This is a genomic window from Arthrobacter sp. UYCu723, from assembly GCF_054059215.1.
The window spans coordinates 3,828,768-3,850,138 of sequence record NZ_JBSSBW010000001.1 but is presented as its reverse complement, the minus strand read 5'-3'; the positions used below and the strand labels follow the sequence as shown (position 1 = coordinate 3,850,138).

The 21,371-nt window shown below is 66.2% G+C and carries 19 protein-coding genes; 6 read left to right on the top strand and 13 right to left on the bottom strand.

Going from position 1 to position 21,371, the window contains the following annotated elements; translation table 11 throughout:
- Window positions 1-18: 18 nt before the first annotated feature.
- Together qcrA and qcrB are read left to right on the top strand one after the other, a co-directional pair.
- Window positions 19-1,089 (top strand): cytochrome bc1 complex Rieske iron-sulfur subunit, encoded by a 1,071-nt coding sequence (qcrA, locus tag ACVWZ8_RS18005; RefSeq protein WP_426978021.1) that lies wholly within the window; start codon window positions 19-21, stop codon window positions 1,087-1,089.
- Window positions 1,067-2,746, top strand: coding sequence for a cytochrome bc1 complex cytochrome b subunit (qcrB, locus tag ACVWZ8_RS18000; protein WP_456505385.1), 1,680 nt, complete (start codon window positions 1,067-1,069; stop codon window positions 2,744-2,746). Before qcrA ends, qcrB begins: the two co-directional genes overlap by 23 nt.
- A gap of 147 nt (window positions 2,747-2,893) precedes the next feature.
- Here the strand turns inward: qcrB and ACVWZ8_RS17995 are convergent, their stop codons facing one another.
- Window positions 2,894-3,682 (bottom strand): GntR family transcriptional regulator, encoded by a 789-nt coding sequence (locus ACVWZ8_RS17995; protein ID WP_426978024.1) that lies wholly within the window; start codon window positions 3,680-3,682, stop codon window positions 2,894-2,896.
- A gap of 142 nt (window positions 3,683-3,824) precedes the next feature.
- Between ACVWZ8_RS17995 and ACVWZ8_RS17990 the strand changes: the two genes are divergently transcribed.
- Window positions 3,825-4,118: an HPr family phosphocarrier protein gene (locus ACVWZ8_RS17990; RefSeq protein WP_456505384.1), complete on the top strand. Its 294-nt coding sequence runs from the start codon at window positions 3,825-3,827 to the stop codon at window positions 4,116-4,118.
- Window positions 4,119-4,277: 159 nt separating this feature from the next.
- Here ACVWZ8_RS17990 and ACVWZ8_RS17985 read toward each other — a convergent pair whose 3' ends face one another.
- From ACVWZ8_RS17985 to ACVWZ8_RS17965, 5 genes are all read right to left on the bottom strand, one after another.
- Complete coding sequence (locus ACVWZ8_RS17985) at window positions 4,278-4,679, bottom strand: cytochrome c oxidase subunit 4 (protein WP_426978026.1); 402 nt, start codon at window positions 4,677-4,679, stop codon at window positions 4,278-4,280.
- Entirely contained in the window at window positions 4,676-6,400 is a 1,725-nt protein-coding gene (gene ctaD / locus ACVWZ8_RS17980; protein WP_426978028.1) for an aa3-type cytochrome oxidase subunit I, read from the bottom strand. Before ctaD ends, ACVWZ8_RS17985 begins: the two co-directional genes overlap by 4 nt.
- Window positions 6,401-6,410: 10 nt before the next feature.
- Window positions 6,411-7,283: an aa3-type cytochrome oxidase subunit II gene (ctaC, locus tag ACVWZ8_RS17975; RefSeq protein ID WP_426978029.1), complete on the bottom strand. Its 873-nt coding sequence runs from the start codon at window positions 7,281-7,283 to the stop codon at window positions 6,411-6,413.
- A gap of 197 nt (window positions 7,284-7,480) precedes the next feature.
- Window positions 7,481-7,870 carry a HesB/IscA family protein gene (locus ACVWZ8_RS17970; RefSeq protein ID WP_354241172.1) on the bottom strand — a complete coding sequence of 130 codons (390 nt, stop codon included), beginning with the start codon at window positions 7,868-7,870 and terminating at the stop codon, window positions 7,481-7,483.
- A gap of 173 nt (window positions 7,871-8,043) precedes the next feature.
- Window positions 8,044-9,474: a M20/M25/M40 family metallo-hydrolase gene (locus ACVWZ8_RS17965; RefSeq protein ID WP_456505383.1), complete on the bottom strand. Its 1,431-nt coding sequence runs from the start codon at window positions 9,472-9,474 to the stop codon at window positions 8,044-8,046.
- Window positions 9,475-9,579: 105 nt separating this feature from the next.
- On the opposite strand from ACVWZ8_RS17965, the gene ACVWZ8_RS17960 reads away from it, so the two are divergent.
- Entirely contained in the window at window positions 9,580-10,179 is a 600-nt protein-coding gene (locus tag ACVWZ8_RS17960; protein WP_426978031.1) for a DUF3043 domain-containing protein, read from the top strand.
- Window positions 10,180-10,260: 81 nt separating this feature from the next.
- On the opposite strand, the gene ACVWZ8_RS17955 is transcribed toward ACVWZ8_RS17960, so the two are convergent.
- A complete protein-coding gene (locus ACVWZ8_RS17955; RefSeq protein WP_456505382.1) occupies window positions 10,261-11,334 on the bottom strand; it encodes a quinone-dependent dihydroorotate dehydrogenase in 1,074 nt (357 codons plus the stop codon).
- A 67-nt stretch (window positions 11,335-11,401) separates the two neighbouring features.
- Between ACVWZ8_RS17955 and ACVWZ8_RS17950 the strand changes: the two genes are divergently transcribed.
- Window positions 11,402-12,490: an alpha/beta hydrolase gene (locus tag ACVWZ8_RS17950; RefSeq protein WP_456505381.1), complete on the top strand. Its 1,089-nt coding sequence runs from the start codon at window positions 11,402-11,404 to the stop codon at window positions 12,488-12,490.
- Between the two features lie 93 nt (window positions 12,491-12,583).
- On the opposite strand, the gene ACVWZ8_RS17945 is transcribed toward ACVWZ8_RS17950, so the two are convergent.
- From ACVWZ8_RS17945 to leuA, 3 genes are all read right to left on the bottom strand, one after another.
- The gene (locus ACVWZ8_RS17945) at window positions 12,584-13,450 is read right to left on the bottom strand and encodes an isoprenyl transferase (RefSeq protein ID WP_456505380.1); all 867 of its coding nucleotides are present in this window, start codon (window positions 13,448-13,450) and stop codon (window positions 12,584-12,586) included.
- A gap of 8 nt (window positions 13,451-13,458) precedes the next feature.
- Complete coding sequence (gene recO / locus ACVWZ8_RS17940) at window positions 13,459-14,214, bottom strand: DNA repair protein RecO (RefSeq protein WP_426978034.1); 756 nt, start codon at window positions 14,212-14,214, stop codon at window positions 13,459-13,461.
- 220 nt (window positions 14,215-14,434) lie between these two features.
- Window positions 14,435-16,174, bottom strand: coding sequence for a 2-isopropylmalate synthase (gene leuA, locus ACVWZ8_RS17935; protein WP_456505379.1), 1,740 nt, complete (start codon window positions 16,172-16,174; stop codon window positions 14,435-14,437).
- A gap of 251 nt (window positions 16,175-16,425) precedes the next feature.
- On the opposite strand from leuA, the gene ACVWZ8_RS17930 reads away from it, so the two are divergent.
- Window positions 16,426-18,378: a M13 family metallopeptidase gene (locus ACVWZ8_RS17930; protein ID WP_456505378.1), complete on the top strand. Its 1,953-nt coding sequence runs from the start codon at window positions 16,426-16,428 to the stop codon at window positions 18,376-18,378.
- Between the two features lie 29 nt (window positions 18,379-18,407).
- On the opposite strand, the gene ACVWZ8_RS17925 is transcribed toward ACVWZ8_RS17930, so the two are convergent.
- Genes ACVWZ8_RS17925 through fadE16 form a run of 3 tightly spaced genes read right to left on the bottom strand, consistent with a single transcriptional unit; the run spans window position 18,408 to window position 21,366 of the window.
- Window positions 18,408-19,412, bottom strand: a complete 1,005-nt coding sequence (locus ACVWZ8_RS17925; protein ID WP_456505377.1) for an Rv1681 family radical SAM protein — start codon at window positions 19,410-19,412, stop codon at window positions 18,408-18,410.
- Window positions 19,406-20,218, bottom strand: coding sequence for an Rv1680 family SBP-like protein (locus tag ACVWZ8_RS17920; RefSeq protein WP_456504270.1), 813 nt, complete (start codon window positions 20,216-20,218; stop codon window positions 19,406-19,408). Before ACVWZ8_RS17920 ends, ACVWZ8_RS17925 begins: the two co-directional genes overlap by 7 nt.
- Window positions 20,215-21,366 carry an Rv1679 family acyl-CoA dehydrogenase gene (gene fadE16 / locus ACVWZ8_RS17915; protein ID WP_456505376.1) on the bottom strand — a complete coding sequence of 384 codons (1,152 nt, stop codon included), beginning with the start codon at window positions 21,364-21,366 and terminating at the stop codon, window positions 20,215-20,217. The genes ACVWZ8_RS17920 and fadE16 overlap by 4 nt, the downstream gene beginning before the upstream one ends.
- Window positions 21,367-21,371 lie beyond the last annotated feature (5 nt).

The window sequence follows — 21,371 nt, the reverse complement described above, 5'->3', positions numbered from 1 at the left end:
AGAAGGATGAGGCGAATTATGGGCAACCATAGTGACGGCAGTCCGAGCCACTCGGGCACCGTAGCTACGGCTGGTCAGAATGAGGTGGAGAAGTTCCAGGATCCTGGAATTCCCCCGCATCGTTTGCGCCTGGCTGACACGGACCCGAGGGCCGCCAAGCGAGCAGAACGGCAGGTAGCCCTTCTTTTTGGGAGCTCGGTCGTTGGCACCCTGATATTCCTGGTGGCGTACTTCGCCATCGATCTGGGAGATGACTCCTCGATCGCCACCATCCGGCTGCAGAACGCGCTGCTGGGCATCGGCACCGCCTTCGCGATGCTGGGCATCGGCACCGGGATCGTCCACTGGGCGAAGGCCCTCATGCCGGACCATGAAGTCTCGGAAGAGCGCCATGCGATCCGCACCGAGGAAGACCGCCTGGCTGCCGTCCGCATTGTCGACGACATCGTGGAGGAAACCGGAATCAAGCGCCGCCCGCTGATCCGCAACACCCTCCTCGGCGCCGTCGCGCTGGCTCCGCTGCCGGCGCTGGCCGTCTTCGGCGATCTCGGTCCCCGTCCTGACGACAAGCTGGCACACACCATGTGGGCGCCTCAGGAGGGCAAGCTCAAGCGGCTTACCCGCGATCCTGACGGCACCCCCATCAAGGCCTCGGATGTCACCATCGGCTCCGCCTTCCATGTGATCCCGGAGGGCCTGAACGAGCTGCATGAAGGCAAACTGAACGAGAAGGCCAAGGCCGTCGTTCTGCTCATGCGCTTGAACCCCGAGTCCCTCAAGCCCTCCGCGGGCCGCGAGGACTGGAGCTACAACGGGATCGTCGCCTACTCCAAGATCTGCACCCACGTCGGTTGCCCTGTTGCCCTGTACGAGCAGCAGACCCACCACCTGCTGTGCCCGTGCCACCAGTCAACCTTCGACCTGACCCAGGAATGCAAGGTTATCTTCGGCCCGGCCAGCCGCCCTCTCCCCCAGCTGCCGATCGCGGTCGACGCCGAGGGCTACCTGGTCGCTACCAGCGACTTCCATGAACCTGTTGGACCTAGCTACTGGGAGCGTGATGAGCATGAGCGCAACAACAACGCCTAATGCCCCCACCTTCGTCGCCAAGACCAAGGGCGGCCGCATCACCGACTTCGTTGACGAGCGCGTTGGCGGATCCGGAATCCTTCGTGAATTTGGCCGCAAGGTCTTCCCGGACCATTGGTCATTCATGTTCGGCGAAGTAGCGCTCTACTCCTTCGTCATCCTGCTCCTGACAGGTACCTTCCTCACCTTCTTCTTCGATCCGTCAATGGTGGAGACTCACTATGCGGGCTCCTACACGCCGCTGAACAACGTCGAAATGTCTGCCGCGTTCAGCTCATCGCTGAACATCTCCTTTGATGTCCGTGGCGGGCTGTTCATGCGCCAGGTCCACCACTGGGCAGCTCTGCTCTTCGTGGCGTCCATCGGTGTTCACATGCTCCGCGTCTTCTTCACCGGCGCCTTCCGCAAACCCCGCGAAATGAACTGGGTAGTCGGCGGCGTCCTGCTGATCCTGGCCATGGCTGAAGGATTCACCGGCTACTCCCTTCCCGATGACCTGCTGTCGGGCAACGGCCTGCGCATCATCGACGGTGTCATCAAGGCCATTCCGGTCATTGGAACGTACATCTCCTTCTTCCTCTTCGGCGGAGAGTTCCCCGGAACCGCCATCATCGGCCGCCTCTACATGCTTCACATCCTGCTGGTTCCGGCGCTCATCCTGCTGATGATCGTGCTCCACCTGTTCATGGTGGTGGTGCACAAGCACACCCAGTACCCCGGCCCGGGACGCAATGACGGCAACGTCGTCGGCTACCCCCTGGGCCCGGTCTACGCGGCGAAGGCCGGCGGCTTCTTCTTTATCGTGTTCGGTGTCATTGCCCTCATGGCGGGCTTCTTCACCATCAACCCGATCTGGAACTACGGGCCTTACGACCCCTCCCCCGTGTCCGCAGGCACCCAGCCTGACTGGTACATCGGCTTCGTGGACGGTGCCCTGCGCCTGATGCCCGGTGTGATCGGCAACTTCCACTTCGAGTACGTGATCTTTGGCCATGTGCTGACGCTGAACGTGCTGCTGCCCGCGCTTGTCCCGGCCGGCATCATCTTCACCGTGCTGTTCATGTACCCGTGGCTCGAGCGCTGGATCACCAAAGACAACCGCGAGCACCACGTGTTGGACCGTCCCCGGAACGCTCCCACGCGCACTGCAATAGGTGCAGCCGGCTTCACCTGGTACTGCGTCATGTGGGCAGCCGCCGGCTCGGACCTCATCGCCACGCACTTCCATGTCGCCCTGAACGATGTCACCTACTGGCTTCGCGCGCTGTTCTTCCTCGGCCCGGTCATCGCGTTCGCGGTAACGAAGCGCATCGCCCTGGCCCTGCAGCGCAAGGACCGCGAGATCGCCCTTCACGGCCGCGAAACCGGCCGCATCGTCCGGCTGCCGCACGGTGAGTTCATCGAGGTTCACGCCCCGCTGGACGAGTACAAGCGGTACAAGCTGGTCGGTTTCGAGTCTCCGTCTCCGCTCCCCGCTGTGCCGAACGCCCACGGCGTCGTCGACGGCAAGGAGAAGCGCCGTGCGAAGCTCTCCCAGTGGTTCTTCGAGGACCGGGTTGCCCCGGCCACCCCAGCTGAGCTCGAGGCGGCCCATGGCCACCACGGCGGTCCCGAGGCAATCGAAGCGGCGGAGTCGCAGAAGACCCTCAGCCACTAGATCCACGGCATGACGCAGAAAGGCCCGGCCCGCCAGGACCGGGCCTTTCCTGTACCCCAAAACAGCACCCCGCAAACAGCAACGCTTAGTCACTTCCGGCCCATGGTCCCTACCGGCATGGGCGCGACGCGACCCCGCGTTGCACCTTTAGGGGCGGTACCCCGAGGCGTAGTTGCGCGTCGGCCGGACCCCGGGCCGCTGCAGGGGCACCCAGAGCTTGTAGCGGTCGGCCCGGTAGTAGGACACCGAGTAGTCCACCATGGCCCGTGCCACAAAGGCGTGGCGCTGGATCTTCAGCAGCGGTGAACCCACTTCGACATTCAGCAGCCTTGCCGTGGACGGTGAGGCCGCGGTTGCCTCGATCATGTCCTCGCCCCACTCCATCACGAGGCCGTAGCGCTCGCTCAGGACGTTGTAGAGCGAGGTGGGCGGTTCGCCGTCGAGCAGGCCGGGAACCCGGTGTGCCGGGATGAAGTTCTCGTCGACGCTCATCGGCTCGTTGTCGGCCAGCAGCAGGCGGCGGAACCGTACCAGCGGCGTCCCCTCCTCCAGCTGCAGTTCGCGGGCCAGGAAGGCGCTGGCCCCGATCTGTTCAAAGCTGAGCACCCTGGCCGCCGGGACCATGCCGCGGCGCTGCATTTCCTCGCTGTAGGAGGTCAGCTTGACCTGCAGGTCCAGCTTGGGCTTTCGGACAAAGGTACCCAGGCCCACGACGCGCTCAATGACCTCTTCCCCCACGAGGGCATCGATGGCCTGGCGCACCGTCATCCGGGCCAGCCCGAAGCGTTCGGCGAGGTCGCGCTCCGACGGCAACGCCGAGCCGGGCGGACACGCCTTCGCGATGTGGGCCCGGAGGATTTCCCGGAGCTGGACATAGATCGGGGAGCCGCTGTGACGGTCAATCTCACCGGCCATGGCCGATGCGTTAGATCCCATGGCTCAGCCGTCTGGTGCGTTCGTACATGCATTAAGCGTAGGCCACGCCGGTAGCAGGTCTAGACCACCGCACTCCCGGTTCGCCCGCTGCGGCACCCCCGGCTAGGCTTAAATCACACCCGCCAGAAACGAAGGAGTCCCGTTGCCAGTACGAAAGGCAATCGTCCAGGCGGCCATTGGCCTGCACGCCCGGCCGGCGGCAGTGTTTGTCCGGGCCGTGACGGAAACGGGGCTTCCGGTCACGATCAGCAAGAGCGGCAAGCCGGGCGTGGATGCCCGCTCACTGCTGGAGGTCATGACCGAGGATTTCTCCTGCGGCTGCGAAGTCGAACTCGCCGTTGCCGCGGAAGCGATCCCTGCCCGTTACAGCCTCGCCGAGGCCGAGGATGCCTTGGAGGGCTTGCGGCTCCTGCTCGAGTCTGCACAGGCGCGCTGAGCGCCTGCGGGACGCTCCATGCCCCTCGACCAGGCTGCCGGTCCCCCACCGGCCCGGCAGAGTCCCCCGCTGAACGCAAACGACGTGAACGCAAACGACGGCGGGCCCCACCAAAAGGTGGGGCCCGCCGTCGTTGTTCGCGGCAGTGCCTACACGGCGTTAGTGCGCGTGGTCACCGCGGCTGTACTCGTAGACCCAGCCGATCAGGGCCACGACTGCCATGCCTCCGGCGATGAACACGAGCCAAAACCCCAAGGCCAAGCCGAGGAAGCCGGTGGCGCAGGACAGGCCCAGGACCATCGGCCACCAGCTCCACGGGCTGAAGTGACCCTGTTCGCCGGCGCCCTCGTGGATCTCGGCGTCGCTGCGGTCTTCGGGGCGCATCCCGACACGTTTGCCGGTGAAGCCGAGGTACGCGCCGATCATGCCGGCGAGGCCGCCGACAAGCAACACACCGAGGATTCCAACCCATTCAGACCAGTGCGTCAGAAAGCCGTAAATCAGGGAGACCGGTACGAAGAAGAAGGCTCCGGCTCCAAAAATCCATGATTCGATCTTCACTGGGCAGCGTCCTTCTGATCGGCGTTGCCGAGCACGGCTGCTGCCGGTGCCGGTGACTCAACGGTGTGCGACTGGGCAAGCTCCGGATGGTGCAGATCCAGCGCAGGACGCTCCGAACGGATCCGGGGCAGGGACGTGAAGTTGTGGCGCGGCGGCGGGCAGGACGTAGCCCACTCGAGCGAGGCGCCGAAGCCCCACGGGTCATCGACTTCCACTCGTTCGTTGCTGCGCCAGGTGATGTAGACGTTCCAGAAGAACGGGATCAGCGAAGCGCCCAGGAGGAATGAACCGTAGGTGGAGAACTGGTTCATCCAGGTGAAGTTGTCCTGCGGCATGTAGTCCGCGTAGCGGCGGGGCATGCCGCTGACGCCGAGCCAGTGCTGGATCAGGAACGTGGCGTGGAAGCCCAGGAACAGCATCCAGAAGTGGATCTTGCCGAGGCGCTCGTTGAGCATCTTGCCGGTCCATTTGGGCCACCAGAAGTAGAAGCCTGCGAACATCGCGAACACCACGGTGCCGAACACGACGTAGTGGAAGTGGGCGACCACGAAGTAGGAGTCCGATACGTGGAAGTCCAGAGGCGGGGAGGCCAGGATGATGCCGGTCAGGCCGCCGAAGAGGAACGTCGCCAGGAAGCCGATGCTCCACAGCATCGGGGTTTCGAACGTGATTGAACCCCCCCACAGCGTACCGATCCAGTTGAAGAACTTCACACCGGTAGGAACGGCAATGAGCATGGTCATGAAGGAGAAGAACGGCAGCAGGACCGAACCGGTCACGTACATGTGGTGCGCCCATACGGTCACAGACAGCGCGGCAATGGCGATGGTTGCGTAGACGAGGCCCTTGTAGCCGAAGATCGGCTTGCGGCTGAAGACCGGGAAGATCTCGGACACGATGCCGAAGAACGGCAGGGCGATGATGTAGACCTCGGGGTGGCCGAAGAACCAGAAAAGGTGCTGCCACAGGACGGCGCCGCCGTTTTCGGGGTCGAAGATGTGCGCGCCGAAGCGGCGGTCCGCGCCGAGGGCGAAGAGGGCGGCGGCAAACGGCGGGAACGCCATCAGGACCAGAATGGACGTCACCAGCGCGTTCCAGGTGAAGATCGGCATCCGCCACATGGTCATGCCCGGGGCACGCATGCAGATGATCGTGGTGATGAAGTTGACCGCGCCGAGGATGGTGCCGAAACCGGAGAGCGCGAGGCCGAAGGTCCAGAGGTCACCGCCCACGCCGGGGCTGAAGGTCGTGTTGGACAGTGGCGCGTAGGCGGTCCAGCCGAACGACGCCGCACCCTGAGGGGTGATGAAGCCGGAGACGGCGATGGTGGAGCCGAAGAGGAAGAACCAGAAGGCCAGCGCGTTCAGCCGCGGGAAGGCGACGTCCGGTGCGCCGATCTGCAGCGGCATGATCACGTTGGTGAAGCCGGCGAACAGCGGCGTTGCGAACATGAGCAGCATGACGGTGCCGTGCATGGTGAAAAGCTGGTTGTACTGCTCCTTGGTCTGCAGGATCTGCATGCCGGGCTCGAACAGCTCGGCGCGGATCAGCAGTGCCATGACACCGCCGAAGCAGAAGAACACGAAGGACGCAATCAGGTACATGTACCCGATGGTCTTGTGGTCGGTGGAAGTGATCCAGTTGACGACGATGCGCCCCTTGGACTTCGGTACCACGGGAGCACCAAGGATCCCGGTGGGCTGAGAATAGGTGGTTGCCACGTCGCTCCCCTTACTTGGTTTCGGCCGGGGCCGGGTTGCGGTCGTACTCGTCACCGAGCAGGCCGGTGTTGCCGTCCTGGCGCAGCTTGACCAGATGCCCATTGAACTCCGACTCGGAGACAACCTTGACGCGGAACAGCATTTCGGAGTGGTATTCGCCACAGAGTTCGGCGCACTTGCCGTCGTAGGTCCCCTCCTTGGTGGGGGTGAACCTGATGTAGTTGGTCTTGCCGGGGATGATGTCCCGCTTCTGCAGGAAGGCAGGAACCCAGAAGGAGTGGATGACATCGCGTGCGTTGAGCTCGAGGTCAACCGACTTGTTCACCGGAAGGTACAGCGTGGGCAGCTTTTCCTTGTCCACATCGTTGCCCGTGAGGTGCGCCTGGACGCCGGCCTCGTGGACGTCTCCGGTGATGACGTCGCCCTTTTTGTAGTTGAAGTCCCACGCCCACTGCTTGCCGCGGACGTCCACTACGACGTCGGCGGGCTGGGCGCGGTTGTCGATCGCCTGCTGGTCGCGGTCGGTGAAGTAGAAGAACACCAGGACCATGAACAGCGGGATCGTCAGATAGAAGACCTCAAGCGGCAGGTTGAAGCTGGTCTGGCGGGGGAACCCTACGGTGCCCTTGCGCCGCCGGTAAGCGACGATGCACCAGATCATCAAACCCCAGGTAATGATGCCGACGACCAGCGCGGCAATCCATGAGTTGACCCAGAGGTCCATGATGCGGTCAGTGTGATTGGTGGTGCCACGCTCGGTGGGCAACCACCCTTTCTGTACCTCTGGTGAACATCCAGTCAAAGCCAACGCGCCGGCTAGTGCCAAGCCAGTGATCGTAGTGATCTGTTTGCGTCGGCTGCCGGTTCGGTTCTGCGAACTCACAGACGGCCCTTCCTACTTGTTGCTGTCGCCCGTCCGCCGATGGCGTCCCGGGCACACTAAAAGTTTTACTACTCGGTGTAGAGCTTACCGCTCCCCAGGAGTTTTCGCCCACATGCACGCGCCGTGCGTCGGGACCGTTTTTGCCGGCCCGGCCCACCACCATTGCGGCGGCATTAAGGCCGGGCAGATTGCCGGCCTTAGTGGAAGGAATCACCGCAGGCGCAGGAGCCGCCGGCATTCGGGTTGTCGATCGTGAAGCCCTGCTTGGAGATGGTGTCCTCGAAGTCGATGCTGGCCCCGCTGAGGTAGGGGACGCTCATTTTGTCCACGACAACTTCGACGCCGTCATAGTCACGGACGGCGTCTCCGTCCAGGAGCCGCTCGTCGAAGTAGAGCTGGTAGATCAGGCCGGAGCAACCGCCCGGCTGCACGGCAACGCGGAGGCGCAGATCGGTGCGGCCTTCCTGCTCGAGCAGGCTGCGGACCTTGCCGGCGGCAACGTCGGTCAGCTTGACCTCGTGGGCGGCCAGTTCCTGTCCCGCAATAGCGGTGGTGTCGGCGCTGTTTTCATTGGTTGTAGTGCTCATGGCCTACCTTCTTACGACGGTGGTGGCGGCTCCGCGTGCGCGGTGCCCGCCCCTAACTGAAACGGTACGGGCTATAGCTACATGCTACGTCGGTCAGACGTGTAGCTCTAACTCCTGACGTAACCGTCGGGGCTGGATGGATGTTCCCCGTGAGGGCTGAGAGGGCGGGCCGGTCAGGCCAGTCCCTCCTCATTCAGTCGGGCCAGCATGAACGCTTCGGCGATGACCGCGTTCCGGAAGTCTCCGAGGTGGAGGGATTCGTTGGCGCTGTGGGCGCGTGAGTCGGGATCCTCCACACCGGTGACCAGGATCTGCACGTCCGGGAAGAGCTCGGTCAGGTCCGCGATAAAGGGAATGGAGCCACCGATCCCCATTTCGACCGCCGGTACGCCCCAGGCCTCGCCAAGAGCCCACATGGCGACGCTGGCAGCCTTGGAGGAGGTGTCCGTCAGGAAGGCGTTGCCGCTCTCCCCCGGGGTGAAAACCACGTGGGCGCCGAAAGGCGCGTTGGCCTCAACGTGCTTCCGTACGGCGTCCATGGCTTCCGCAGGATCCTGGCCGGGGGCGAGCCGGAGGCTGAACTTGGCGCGGGCCCGCGGCAACAGGGTGTTGGAGGCGATGTCCACCGCGGGCGCATCGAAGCCGATGATGGACAGGGCGGGTTTGGTCCACATCCGGGAGGCGATACTGCCGGTACCGGCAAGCCTAACGCCGTCGAGCACGGAGGCGTCGGCACGGTATTCGGCTTCGGTAAGGTCCACGGTGACGTCGTCGCGGCTGACCAGGCCGGCGACCGCGACGGTCCCGTCGGCGTCGTGCAGGGTGGCGATCAGGCGGGCGAGCAGGGTCGGGGCGTCCAGCACGGGGCCGCCGAACATACCGGAGTGGACCGCGTGGTCCAGGACCTTGACCTCGATAGTGCCGTCCACAAGTCCACGCAGGCTCGTGGTGAGGGCGGGGATACCCACCTTCCAGTTGCTGGAGTCGGCCACGACGATCGCGTCGGCCCGCAGCAGTTCGCGGTGGGTCTCAAGGAAGGACCGGAACGTCGGGGAGCCGGCTTCCTCCTCGCCTTCAAAGAAGAACGTCACGCCCAGGCCCAGATCGTCACCCAGTACCCGGGTCACGGCCGAGTAGGCCGCGATGTGGGCCAGGATCCCGGCCTTGTCGTCCGCCGCGCCCCGGCCGTACAGCCGGCCCTCGCGTTCGACGGCGATGAACGGCTCCGTTTCCCACAGCGCCAGATCGCCCGTGGGCTGTACATCGTGGTGCGCGTACAGCAGGATGGTCGGCTTGCCCTCGGCGGCAGGACGGCGGGCGACGACCGCGGGGCCGCCGGGGGTGCCGTCCTCCTTGTCGCAGCGCAGGATCCGGACGTCGTCGAAGCCGGCCGCCCGGACCAGAGCGGCGACAGCGTCGGCGCTGGCGTTCAGCGGGGCCGGATCAAAACCGGGCCACGCGATGCCCGGGATGGCAACGAGTTCCTTCAGTTGGGTGATCGTGGCCTCGAACGATTCCGTGACGGCCTGACGGAGGGCCTCGGCGTCGAAGTTTCCGAGCGGGCCGATGGCGGTTTGCGGGTTCCCCGCGGGTGATGAAGTCATGGCGGAAACACTACCGGTGCCGAGGATCACCATAAACTGCGCCTCAGCCGTTCAGGGGCGTGTGGGCTGGGTCTCGCGCCTGCAACCGCGGGGTATTCTGTAGGGGTGTTTGGACGTAAAAAGGAAGCGCCTTCGGCGCAGCAGATAGTTGACCAGCAGGCGGCCGCGGCAACAGCCCGGGACGCCGCCATTGGCAAGGGCGCACCCACGCCCAAGCGCAGCGCGCAGGTGGCCGCCCGGAAGCGGCCGCTCGTGCCTGAGGACCGAAAGGCATCCAAGGCCGCCGAACGCGCGGCCATCCAGGACCAGCGGCTCAAGATGCGGCAGGCAATGGACACCGGCGACGAAAAGTTCCTGCCGCTGCGGGACAAGGGCCCGCAGAAGCGTTTTGCCCGCGACTACGTGGACGCGCGCTTCAGCCTCGGCGAGTACCTCATGTTCGGTGCCCTCGTGTTCGTTGTCGTCTCACTCCTCGTGCCCGCGTCCAGCGAGCAGATGATCTACGTCCTGGGCGGTTTTTGGGTGATGTTCCTGGCGGTCTTCGTGGACGTCTTCATCCTCTCCAGGAAGCTCAAGAAGCGGCTGTCCGAGAAGTTCGGCGAGGTCGAACGCGGCACGGTCTGGTACGGCTCCATGCGCTCCCTGCAGTTCCGCCGCCTGCGGCTGCCCAAGCCCCAGGTCAAGCGCGGCGAGTTCCCCGCCTGATATTCCTCAACAAGAAGCCCCGGCAGCCGGACTGCCGGGGCTTCTTCATGTCCGGACTCCGGACCACGACGTGCCAGGCGCCTAGCGCCGGGACGGATGCTTTGCAAGCAGCCGGTTGATGTGGGCGGCCCAGAAAGGACCTTCGTAGAGGAAGGCCGTGTAACCCTGGACGAGGGTGGCCCCGGCGTCGAGCCGCTGCTGGACGTCCTGCGCCGTTTCGACGCCGCCGACCGAGACCAGGGTCAGCGCCCCGCCGGTTGCTGCCTTGAGCCGTGCCAGCACTTCGAGCGAACGCGTCTTCAGCGGCGCCCCGGAGAGTCCGCCGGCGCCGCAGGCCCCGACCTTGTCGGGGCTCGAGGCCAGCCCGGTGCGGGCGATGGTCGTGTTGGTGGCGATGATGCCGTCCAGGTTCAGGTCCAGCGCCAGCTGGGCGACGTCGTCGATGTCCTCGTTGCTGAGGTCCGGCGCGATCTTGACGAGCAGCGGCACGTGGCGGCCGGCCGCCTTGTCCGCCTCCTCCCCCACCGCCGTCAGCAGCGGGCGCAGCGTCTCCACATCCTGCAGCAGGCGGAGGCCGGGGGTGTTCGGGGAACTGACGTTGACCACGAGGTAGTCCGCGGCGGGCGCGAGGCTGCGGGCGCTGACGAGGTAGTCGGCCACCGCATCCTCCAGCTCCATGGCCTTGCTCTTGCCGATGTTGACACCGATCACCGGGCGGGTGCCGGGATGGCGGCGCTGCAGGGCGGCCCGGGCGGACTTCAGGCGGGGCGCCACCGCGGCGGCGCCGTCGTTGTTGAAGCCCATCCGGTTGATCACCGCCCTGTCCTCGACGAGGCGGAAGAGCCGCGGAGCGGGGTTGCCGGGCTGGGGCTGGCCGGTGATGGTGCCGACTTCAATGTGGCCGAAGCCGAGCTCGGTGAGGGCCTCGATGCCGTGGCCTTCCTTGTCGAAGCCGGCGGCCAGCCCGAACGGCGAGGGGAAGGTCAGGCCGAACGCCTGGGTCCGCAGGGACGATGCCGGGGCGGTGAACTTCTGCAGCACCCGCCCGGCTCCGCAGCTGTGGACGAGGCGTATGGCCCGGAACCCGATTTTGTGGGCGCGTTCGGCGTCCATCCATGAGAAGGCCAGCCGGAAGAATGTCGGATATACGCGCATGGCTCTAGTTTTCCGGTTCCGGCGGTCCAGACCAAACCAGCACGCTTCCGGGCGCTAGCATGAAGCCATGACCAGCAACCATGACTGGCAAGCGGACATCCTCGGAGACGATTTCGAGGCCTGCACCTTCCAGACGGCAGGCGCGGACGGCGTCGAACGGACCGCCACGCTCGTGCGGCACGTCCCCCGCTGCGCCGTCGAACCCTGCGCCGGCCAGACCCGGCCCGGCCAGCCCCGGCAGGCCGGTCCAAAGCAGGCCGGACAGCAGATAACGGAGCCGCTGCAACCGGGCCGCCGTCCTGCACGGGCTGTGCTGTTCCTGCATGGCTGGAGCGACTACTTCTTCAACGAGGAGCTCGCTGAATTCTGGACCGGCAAAGGCTTCCAGTTTTTCGCGCTCGATATGCACAACCACGGACGGAGCCTGCGCCCGGACGCCCCTGGCGGCTATGTCGCCGACCTCGCGGACTACGACGCCGAGATCACCGCGGCGATCGGCATCATCGGATCGCTCCAGCCCGAGGGCGCGGACCCGCCGTCCGTGACGCTGATGGGGCACTCGACCGGCGGCCTGATTGCCGCGCTCTGGGCGAACCGTCACCCGGGACTGGCTTCGCAGTTGATCCTGGACAGCCCGTGGCTGGAGATGCATGGCAGCCCTGCCGTCCGGCGTGCGACCCGGACCATGGTGGGCCCGCTTGCCAGGTTCCGGCCGGAGTCCGTGATCCGGCTCCCCGAGCGGGCATTCTATTGGCGCAGCATCAGCAGCGCGGCCGAGGGCGAGTGGAGCCTGGATGACAAATACCGGCCTCCTCATGCTTTTCCCGTCCGCGCCGGCTGGCTCAGCGCCGTGCTCGCCGGCCAGGCCCGGGTGGCACGAGGCCTGAAGATCGAGATCCCCATCCTGGTTTTGATCTCCGGTGCCAGCGCCAACGGGATGTTCTGGAAAGAGTCCATGCGGAGCACCGATGCGGTCCTGGATGTCAACATGATCGCCCTCCGCGCGCTTGGCCTGGGCCGCACCGTGACGCTGGAGCGGATCGACGGGGCGCTGCACGATGTGTTCCTCTCCGCGCCACGCGTCCGCAAGGATGCGTACGCCCGGCTGGGCCGGTGGATCCAGGCCTACGTCCTGGACGACGGCCGGGCGGAATGATCGCACCGCGGGCTGCGTTCTGTTCCTGTCATTAAGGTGCCGACCCGGTCATTAAGGTGCCGACCGGGCTCCCGTCCCGGGCCGACCACGTCGTTAGGCGCCGGGGCCGCCCGGGCCGCCCGCCGCCGGGGCCGCGGCATCGACTGCTCCGCCGTAGCGGCGGTCCCGCTGGGCGTAGATCTCGACGGCGTCCCACAGCGTGCGCCGGTCCACGTCGGGCCAGAGCGTGTCCAGGAAGACGAACTCGGCGTAGGCCGACTGCCAGAGCATGAAGTTGGACAGCCGCTGTTCGCCGGAGCTGCGCAGGAACAGGTCGACGTCCGGGAGGTCGGGCTCGTCGAGGTACTTCTGGATGGTCTTCTCGGTAATGGCTCCCGGCCTGAGTCGTCCGGCGGCGACCTCCTCGGCAATGGCGGAAACGGCGTCGGCGATCTCGGCACGGCCGCCGTAGTTAACACACATGTTCAAAGTGCAGGTGCTGTTGCCGCGGGTGTAGTCCTCCGCCTCCTCAAGCTCCCGGATCACCGAGCCCCAGAGCCTCGGACGCCTGCCGGACCAGCGGATCCGGACGCCCCATGCATCCAGCTGGTTCCGCTGCCGGCGTAGCACGTCCTTGTTAAATCCCATCAGGAAGCGGACTTCCTCCGGGGAACGGCGCCAGTTTTCGGTGGAGAAGGCGTAGACGCTGACATGTTCGATGCCGAGCTCGATGGCCCCCGCCATCACGTCCAGCAGGGCCGGTTCCCCCGCCTTGTGGCCTTCGATCCGCGGCAGCCCACGCTGGTTCGCCCAGCGGCCGTTGCCGTCCATCACGATCGCGACGTGCCGCGGGATGAATTCCGCCGGGATGGCGGGAGGCGCCGCGCCCGAGGGGTGCGGGTACGGCGCCACCACCGGGGTGCTCCGCGGCCGGACCGGTCCGTTCTTCTTCGCCGCGTTCTTTCCGGCGCTCCTGCCCAACACCACAGTTAACTTCGCTCCACATGTTTGAGGGATTTCAGGACACGTTCCAGATGCCATTGCAGGTAGCCCGCCACCAGGCCGGCGGCTTCACGGCGGTGCAGCGGCAGGGATGCGTCCGCCGTCGTCCAGTCCCCGGTCAGCAGAGCGCCGAGCAGCAGGACAGTCTCCGCGGCGGGAGCCGGGGAACCCGGCGGCCGGCACTCGGCGCAGACCATGCCGCCGAGCGGTGCGGAGAACGCATTGTGCGGCCCGGGGGCGCCGCACCGTGCGCAGCCGGTGAAGCTCGGCGCCCAGCCGCCGGTGGACAGGGCGCGCAGCAGGTACGAATCCAGGATCAGTTCAGGGGTGTGGTCGCCGCGGCTCAGCGAGGCCAGGGCACCCACCAGCAGGTTGTACTGGGCGGTGCCGGATTCGCCGTCGACGTCGGTGAGCTTTTCCGCCGTCTCGGTCATCGCGGCGGCCACCGTGTAACGGCCGTAGTCCGCGGCGATGTTGCTGCCATACGCGCCCTTCGCGACGGCCTGGGTGACGATGTCCAGGCTGCGGCCGGAAATCAGCTGCAGGTCCGCCACCATGAAGGGCTCGAGCCGGGCACCGAAGCGGCTGCTGGTGCGGCGGACCCCCTTGGCCACGGCGCGGATCTGGCCGTGGTGCTTGGTCAGCAGGGTGATGATGCGGTCCGCCTCGCCCAGCTTGTGGGTACGCAGCACGACGGCGTCATCGCGGTAGGCGCGGGCTGCAAAGGAAGATGGTTGGGCCACGGTTAATCTTCGCACTCTATTTTGGTACCCGCCGACTTTCGGCAATGGCTGCTTTCGGCAATGACTGCCTTCGGTAACCGCCCACTTTCGGCAGTGACTGCTTTAGGTCACAACGGTCTTTCGCCAAACACGGCACCAATCGCAGCGCGGGCACGCACTGCGCCGCCGGACGGATCCGGCGGCGCAGGGTGGAACGGCGTGCAGAACCGTGTAGAACAGCCTAGGCGCGGGCGTCCCGGATGGCCCGGTTCACGGCCGAGATGACGGCCTTGAGCGAGGACGTGCTCGTGTTGGCGTCGATCCCGACGCCCCACAGCACGCGCTCCCCCACAGCGCACTCGACGTAGGCTGCGGCGAGGGCGCTGCCGCCTTCGGACAGCGCATGCTCGGTGTAGTCCAGCACGCGGACGTCGACGCCGTCTTCGCGCAGGATACTCAGCAGGGCCGCGATCGGTCCGTTGCCGGTGCCCGTCCGGCGGACCGGGGTGCCGTCCACCTTCAACGAAGCGTGCAGGGCCATGGTGCCGTCCTCGTCCGTCTCGGTGCTGAACGAGCCGAGAGCGTAGCGTCCCCACTGCGTGTCGGCAGCCGCGGAGGGCAGGTATTCGTCCTGGAAGACCTGCCACAGCTGGGCGCCGCTGACCTCGCCGCCGACGGTGTCCGTCTGCTTCTGGATGACACCGGAGAATTCGATCTGGGCGCGGCGCGGCAGGTCCAGATTGTGCTCATTCTTCAACAGATAGGCCACGCCGCCCTTGCCGGACTGGGAGTTGACCCGGATCACGGCTTCATAGCTGCGGCCGAGGTCCTTCGGATCGACCGGCAGGTACGGGACCTGCCAGGCGAAGTCGGCGACCTCCTTGCCGGCGGCGGCGGCATCCTTCTCGAGGGCTTCCAGGCCCTTCTTGATCGCGTCCTGGTGCGAGCCGGAGAAGGCCGTGAAGACGAGGTCGCCGCCGTAGGGGGCGCGCTCGGCCACCGGCAGCTGGTTGCAGTACTCCACGGTGCGGCGGATGTCGTCGATGTCGGAGAAATCGATCATCGGGTCGATGCCCTGGACGAACATGTTCAGGCCCAGCGTCACCAGGTCCACGTTGCCGGTCCGTTCGCCGTTGCCGAAGAGGCAGCCTTCGATCCGGTCGGCCCCGGCCAGGTAGCCCAGTTCGGCGGCCGCGACGCCGGTGCCGCGGTCATTGTGCGGGTGCAGTGACAGGATGATCCCCTCACGCGGGTGCAGGTTGCGGCTCATCCACTCGATGGAGTCGGCGTAGACGTTCGGTGTTGCCATTTCGACGGTGGCCGGCAGGTTGATGATGACCTGGCTGTCGGCGGACGCCTCAAACACGTCGGCGATGGCGTTGCAGACGCGGACGGCGTATTCGAGTTCGGTCCCGGTGAAGGATTCCGGCGAGTACTCATAGGTGATGCGCGTGTCGGCGAGGGTTTCCTCGTACTTCTTGCACAGCCGGGCCCCCTGGAGGGCGATGTCGAGGATGCCGTCCTCGTCCTGGTTGAAGACCACCCGGCGCTGCAGGACCGATGTCGAGTTGTACAGGTGCACGATGGCCTGCTTGGCACCGACCAGGGACTCGTAGGTCCGTTCGATCAGGTGCTCGCGGGCCTGGGTCAGCACCTGGATGGTGACGTCATCGGGGATGTGGTTGCCCTCGATCAGCTGCCGGACAAAATCGAAGTCGGTCTGCGAGGCGGACGGGAATCCGACTTCGATCTCCTTGTAGCCCATGCGGACCAGCAGGTCGAACATCTTCATCTTGCGGGCGGGGCTCATGGGGTCGATCAGGGCCTGGTTACCGTCGCGCAGGTCAACCGCGCACCAACGGGGGGCCTTCGTGATGACCTTGTCAGGCCAGGTGCGGTCCGGCAGTTCGACCGTGATCAGGTCCTGGAAAGGGACGTAGCGGTGGACCGGCATTCCTGAGGGTTTCTGTGCGTTTCGCATTACTATCGGGGCCTTTTCTGTGATTCCTGGTGAAAGGGTGGCCGGGCAACACAAACTCCGCAGCGAGGGTGGGCCTTGCGCTAGATAGCGTCTGAAGCCTCGCCGCGGCAGCTAAGAAGGAGCAGTTCTGCGCGCACCATTTCACAGTAACACGCGTGCGTAAGATGAAGGAGCCATACCTCCACAACGTCCACCATGCAGACTCTGTACCGGCGCCAACCCCGGACAGGCTGCCTCTCAAAGGAGCATCCGTGCCACTTTCGGGGATCGCCCTGTCCGATATCGACTCCACCGTACGGCCGCAGGACGACCTGTACCTGCACGTCAACGGCACTTGGCTGAAGAACACGGCTATTCCGGATGACCGGCCGCTGGAGGGCACATTCACGGCCCTGCGTGACGGTTCGGAGCTTGCAGTGAAGGAGATCATTGAGGACGCCGCCGCCCGCGGCGGGGAAGCCGCCGGGATCGAGCGGAAGATCGGCGGGCTGTACAACAGCTTCATGGACGAGGCCACGGTGGAGGCCAAAGGCCTGGACCCGATCCGGCAGCGGCTTGCCGAGGTGTTTGCCACGGAGTCCATCGCCGGCCTAGTGGCGCTGGCCGGACGCCTGTTCCGCGCCGATGTGGGCGGCCTCTTCTACATCTATCCCGCTCCCGACGCCGGCAACCCCGACCGGGTCCTGCTGTACACCGGCCAGGGCGGGCTGGGCCTGCCGGACGAGTCCTACTACCGCGAAGAGAAGTTCGCGCCGATGGTCCAGGCCTACCGCGGGCACGTGAAAACCATGTTCGATCTGGCCGGCGTCGCCGATCCGGAGGCTGCGTCCGGCCGGGTGGTGGAGCTGGAAACCGCCCTGGCGTCACACCACTGGGACAACGTCACCATGCGCGATCCGCAAAAGACGTACAACCTGAAGTCGGCCGAAGAGGCTGCACGGCTCTTCCCGCTGCTCGGGGACTGGTTCGATGCCGCCGGCATCGCGCCGGACAAGCGCGCCGAACTCGTGGTGAGCACCCCGGACTTTTTCGCCGGGGCGGCCTCCCTGCTGGAGACGGTGCCGTTGGCCAGCTGGCAGGAATGGCTCGCGCTGCGGGTCGTCAGCGCCGCCGCTCCGTTCCTGTCATCCGCGTTCGTCGACGCCAGCTTCGCCTTCTATGGGACCACCCTGAGCGGCACGCCGCGCAACAAGGACCGCTGGAAGCGCGGCGTCGCAGTCGTCGAGGCCGGACTCGGCGAGGCTGTCGGCCAGATCTACGTCGCCCGGCACTTCCCGGAGGCCCACAAGGCCCGCATGCAGTCGCTCGTCGCGAACCTGATCGAGGCGTACCGGCAGTCCATCACCGGGTTGGCCTGGATGGGCGAGGAAACGAAGCACGAGGCGCTCAAGAAGCTCGACTCCTTCCGGGCCAAGATCGGCTACCCGGACAAGTGGATTGACTACTCGGCGGTAGAAATCGATCCGGCCGACCTGCTGGGCAATGTGGAGCGCGCCCACAGCGCCGACGTCGACCGCCACTTGGACGAAGTGGGTAAACCCGTGGACCGCGAGAAGTGGCTCATGACGCCGCAGACCGTCAACGCCTACTACCACCCGCTGCTCAACGAGATCGTGTTCCCGGCCGCCATCCTGCAGCCGCCGTTCTTCACCGCCGAGGCCGACGATGCCGTCAATTACGGCGGCATCGGGGCGGTGATCGGCCACGAGATCGGCCACGGCTTCGATGACCAGGGCTCCCAGTACGACGGCTGCGGACTGCTCCGGAACTGGTGGACCGAGGATGACCGCAGCGCGTTCGAGGCGCTGACCTCGAAGCTCGTGGCCCAGTTCGAGGCGCTCTCCCCGGGCGCCGCTCCCGGCCACAACGTCAACGGAAAACTGACCCTGGGCGAGAACATCGGCGACCTGGGCGGCCTGACGATCGCCTACAAGGCGTACCTGATCAGCCTCGACGGCCAGGATCCGCCCGTGCTGGACGGCTTCACCGGGGCCCAGCGGTTCTTTGCGTCCTGGGCTGCGGGCTGGCGGCAGGTCATGCGGACCGAGGAAGCGATCCGCCGGCTCGCCACAGACCCGCACTCCCCCAACGAGTTCCGCACCAACCAGATCAGCAAGAACCTCGACGCGTTCCACGAGGCCTTCGGCACCGCGGAGCAGGACGGCATGTGGATGCCGCCGGCGGAGCGCGTCAGCATCTGGTGATGTCAGTTGCTGATTCGTGTCGGGGGCGTTCAGGCGCAGGGAAACCATTGGCTGGCGGCGTAGGCGCGGGCCCGCTGGTCTGCGTACCGCCGGCGGACCTCGGCGATGGCCGTGGCCAGGGGGAAGATCTCCGCAGTGACCAGCTGGTCTGAGTCGTCGGCTCCGATCGGGTGCCAATAGACGCCCTCGGCGGTCACAGTGACTTCGGGGATCAACGATTCAACCGTTAACTCGATGCCGGCGTCGGCGTTGCCGCGGTGGGCCAGTGCCCGGATGACCTGGTCAAAGGGGTCGATACCGAGCGAGTCGAGGAACTCGTGGAACGGCTCGAGTTCGTGGGTTTGGGCGGCGGGCAGCGTCGCCGCGACCTTCACCCGGAAGCCCTCGTCCTGGGCGATCCGGATCCCGGCGACGGCGCGCTCCCACGATCCTTTGCCGCGGTGGCTATCGTGACCCTCCGGAGTGGCGGAGTCAAGGCTGATTTGCAGCGTGAGCCTGGTGCGGTCCATCCGGCGCAGCCGTTCGAGCCGGTGCCCGCGGAAGAGCATCCCGTTCGTCAGTAACGTGGTCGGGAGCGCCGCCGTGCAGACGGCGACGAGCTCGTCGAGGTCCGGCAGCAGGAATGGCTCACCGCCGGTCAGGATGAGTTCGCTCACGCCCGATTCAACGGCCTCCGCCGCCAGCCGGCGGATGCGGTCGATTCCGAGGGCGCGCCGGGCGGTCTGTGGTGAGGATCTGGCGCAACAGTAGTCGCAGGCCAGGTTGCAATCGAAGTTCGTGTACATCCACAGCCGGGTCCCGGGCAGCCGCCCGTCCTCCACTCCCGCGAGCGGGTCGGGGGCGCGACCGCGCCGGACGGTGACCGCACCGTCGCGGATGCCAACGAGTTCGTTGCCGGTCCGTGCGCACCAGGCAGACAGAGTGGGCGTTGCCTCGTCGTGGCCGCCGGGGCCAAGGGGTACGGTGACGGTGGAGCCGGCGGGCACGGCGGCGATCCGTTCCAGGATTTCCAGTATGACGACGGGATTTACCATCGGGACCCGATCCTTTGCTCCTGGACGGCGTCGAACAATACCTCGTAGCCTTCCAACCGGGGGGCCACCCAGCGGCGGAGTCCTTCCAATTCCAGGATCGGACGGTGTGACGGGTTGCCCCAGTCCATCGCGAACAGGTGCCCGGCCCATGCCGTGGCACGTTCCTCCGAGAGCGCGGGCAACGCCGTGAAGTTGCAGTGGCTGTAAACGGGCGACGCCCACAACACCTCGAAGGCGCCGGGCATCAACTCGTCGCGTCCAATTGCCTCCCAGGTGTTGATGCCGATCGCGGCGGCGTCGGCGCTGTCATCCAACACCGCCCGCAGGGCATCCAGTTCGCTGCGGCCCGTGTCTCCGTGCTTTCCGACATCGCTGTCCAGGCGCAACAGGTCCACCGTTCCATCGCCGAGCCCGGCCTGGGTTAGGAAATGGACCGGCAGGATCGCAGCCTGGGCGGAGTCCCGCGAGCCCAGTGCCAGCCGCCGCCCTCGCAGGTCCGCCAGCCCTGACATGCCGGAACCGGCACGGGTCACGAAGACGGTCCGGAAGACGGCGTCAGTGTCCCGCATGGCCAACGCGCGGCACCCGCCCTGGGTCTGTGCGACGGTACGCACCCACGCCAGGTTGGTGTTCCAGGCGATGTCGATGGTGCCCTCCAGCAGTGCGTCCACCTGGCGTCCGTAGTTGGAGAACAGCACGAAATCCATCTCGGCCGGCGTCCCGGCGAAATAGTCCCGGATCCCCTCCCAGACGGTGACCACGGTAGGTGTGTAGGCCACCGAGCCCACCATCATTGGGGCGCTCACGCCCGCTCCTTCACCGCGGCGGAGGGACTGTCGAACAGCGGCTGGCCGGTAATCGCCCTCCCGTAGAAGTCGTACAGCACATCGGCCGTCGGGGCCATCACGTGGCCGGCCCTGGCATCGCGGAAGTAACGGTCAATCTGAAGATGCTCGGAGAACGCCGCACCGCCGCAGACGCGCATCGCGGCATCGGTGATACTGAGGGCCGCGTCGTTGGCCGCTGCCTTGACGCCCAGCACGTGCAGCATCGTGTCCTCCTGTGGCTCGGCAATCCGGCCCGCCGTCTGATGCAGGTAGGCCGTTGTGACGGCCAGTTCGATCGACATTTTCGCCAGCCGGGCGCGGATGGTCGGGAGCGCGGACAAGCTTTCGTCAAGGTGTTCGAGGCGGGCGGCGCTGGTGTGCCGGATTGCGGCTTCGACGGCGGCGCGTGCCAGCCCCACCGACACGGATGCGTTGCCAAGGTTGAACCACGGCAGCACAGTCTGCAGCATCAGGTCCATTCCGCCGCCTTCCCCGCCCAGCCGCGTGTCCTCGGGCACTTCGGCCGCGAAACGCATCGGCGTCGAGGCATTGCCCCGCAGCCCCATGCCCCGCCACGCGCCGGCCACCTCGACGCCGGGACAATCGGCGGGGACCGCGAACAAGTCCACGGTGTCCGCGCCGGGCGTCCGGGTCGAGGCGATGTACACATCGGCGTATCCTGCCGAGGTCACCCAGCTCTTACGCGCGTCGAGGACGATGCCGGCACTGTTCCGGCGTGCCCGCGAGACGGGGGCCCAGAAATGGGACCGGGACCCGGCTTCGGAAAATGCCAGCGATCCGAGGACCCGGCCGCTCGCCATGTCGGCCACCAGGCCCGGTGAACCCGGCGGCGGTGCGGCCGCCACGGGCATCGCGGCGCTAATGTGCATGAGGTAGATCATGGCTGTTGAACCGCAGGCACCGGCGAGGGCGCTCAGGACTTCGACCAGGTCGTGCGGGCCGCCGCCAAGGCCACCGGATTCCGGCGGCAGGGTCAGGCCGAGTAACCCGGATTCGCGCAGGGCCACCACGGCCTCGGCGGGGAACCGGGCGGCCGCGTCAACGTCGTGGGCGTTGGCGCCGGCAATGGCGATTACCGGTTCAAGCCGCTCGGTCAGATTGATCATTCGTA

What these genes read in the sequence shown, in the direction of transcription:
- fadE16 (WP_456505376.1), bottom strand. Translation starts at nt 21,366, where the DNA reads ATGATCAATCTGACCGAGCGGCTTGAACCGGTAATCGCCATTGCCGGC.
- ACVWZ8_RS17955 (WP_456505382.1), bottom strand. Translation starts at nt 11,334, where the DNA reads ATGCGCGTATATCCGACATTCTTCCGGCTGGCCTTCTCATGGATGGAC.
- qcrA (WP_426978021.1), top strand. Translation starts at nt 19, where the DNA reads ATGGGCAACCATAGTGACGGCAGTCCGAGCCACTCGGGCACCGTAGCT.
- ACVWZ8_RS17995 (WP_426978024.1), bottom strand. Translation starts at nt 3,682, where the DNA reads ATGGGATCTAACGCATCGGCCATGGCCGGTGAGATTGACCGTCACAGC.
- ACVWZ8_RS17925 (WP_456505377.1), bottom strand. Translation starts at nt 19,412, where the DNA reads ATGGTAAATCCCGTCGTCATACTGGAAATCCTGGAACGGATCGCCGCC.
- ACVWZ8_RS17970 (WP_354241172.1), bottom strand. Translation starts at nt 7,870, where the DNA reads ATGAGCACTACAACCAATGAAAACAGCGCCGACACCACCGCTATTGCG.
- ACVWZ8_RS17950 (WP_456505381.1), top strand. Translation starts at nt 11,402, where the DNA reads ATGACCAGCAACCATGACTGGCAAGCGGACATCCTCGGAGACGATTTC.
- leuA (WP_456505379.1), bottom strand. Translation starts at nt 16,174, where the DNA reads ATGCGAAACGCACAGAAACCCTCAGGAATGCCGGTCCACCGCTACGTC.
- qcrB (WP_456505385.1), top strand. Translation starts at nt 1,067, where the DNA reads ATGAGCGCAACAACAACGCCTAATGCCCCCACCTTCGTCGCCAAGACC.
- ACVWZ8_RS17965 (WP_456505383.1), bottom strand. Translation starts at nt 9,474, where the DNA reads ATGACTTCATCACCCGCGGGGAACCCGCAAACCGCCATCGGCCCGCTC.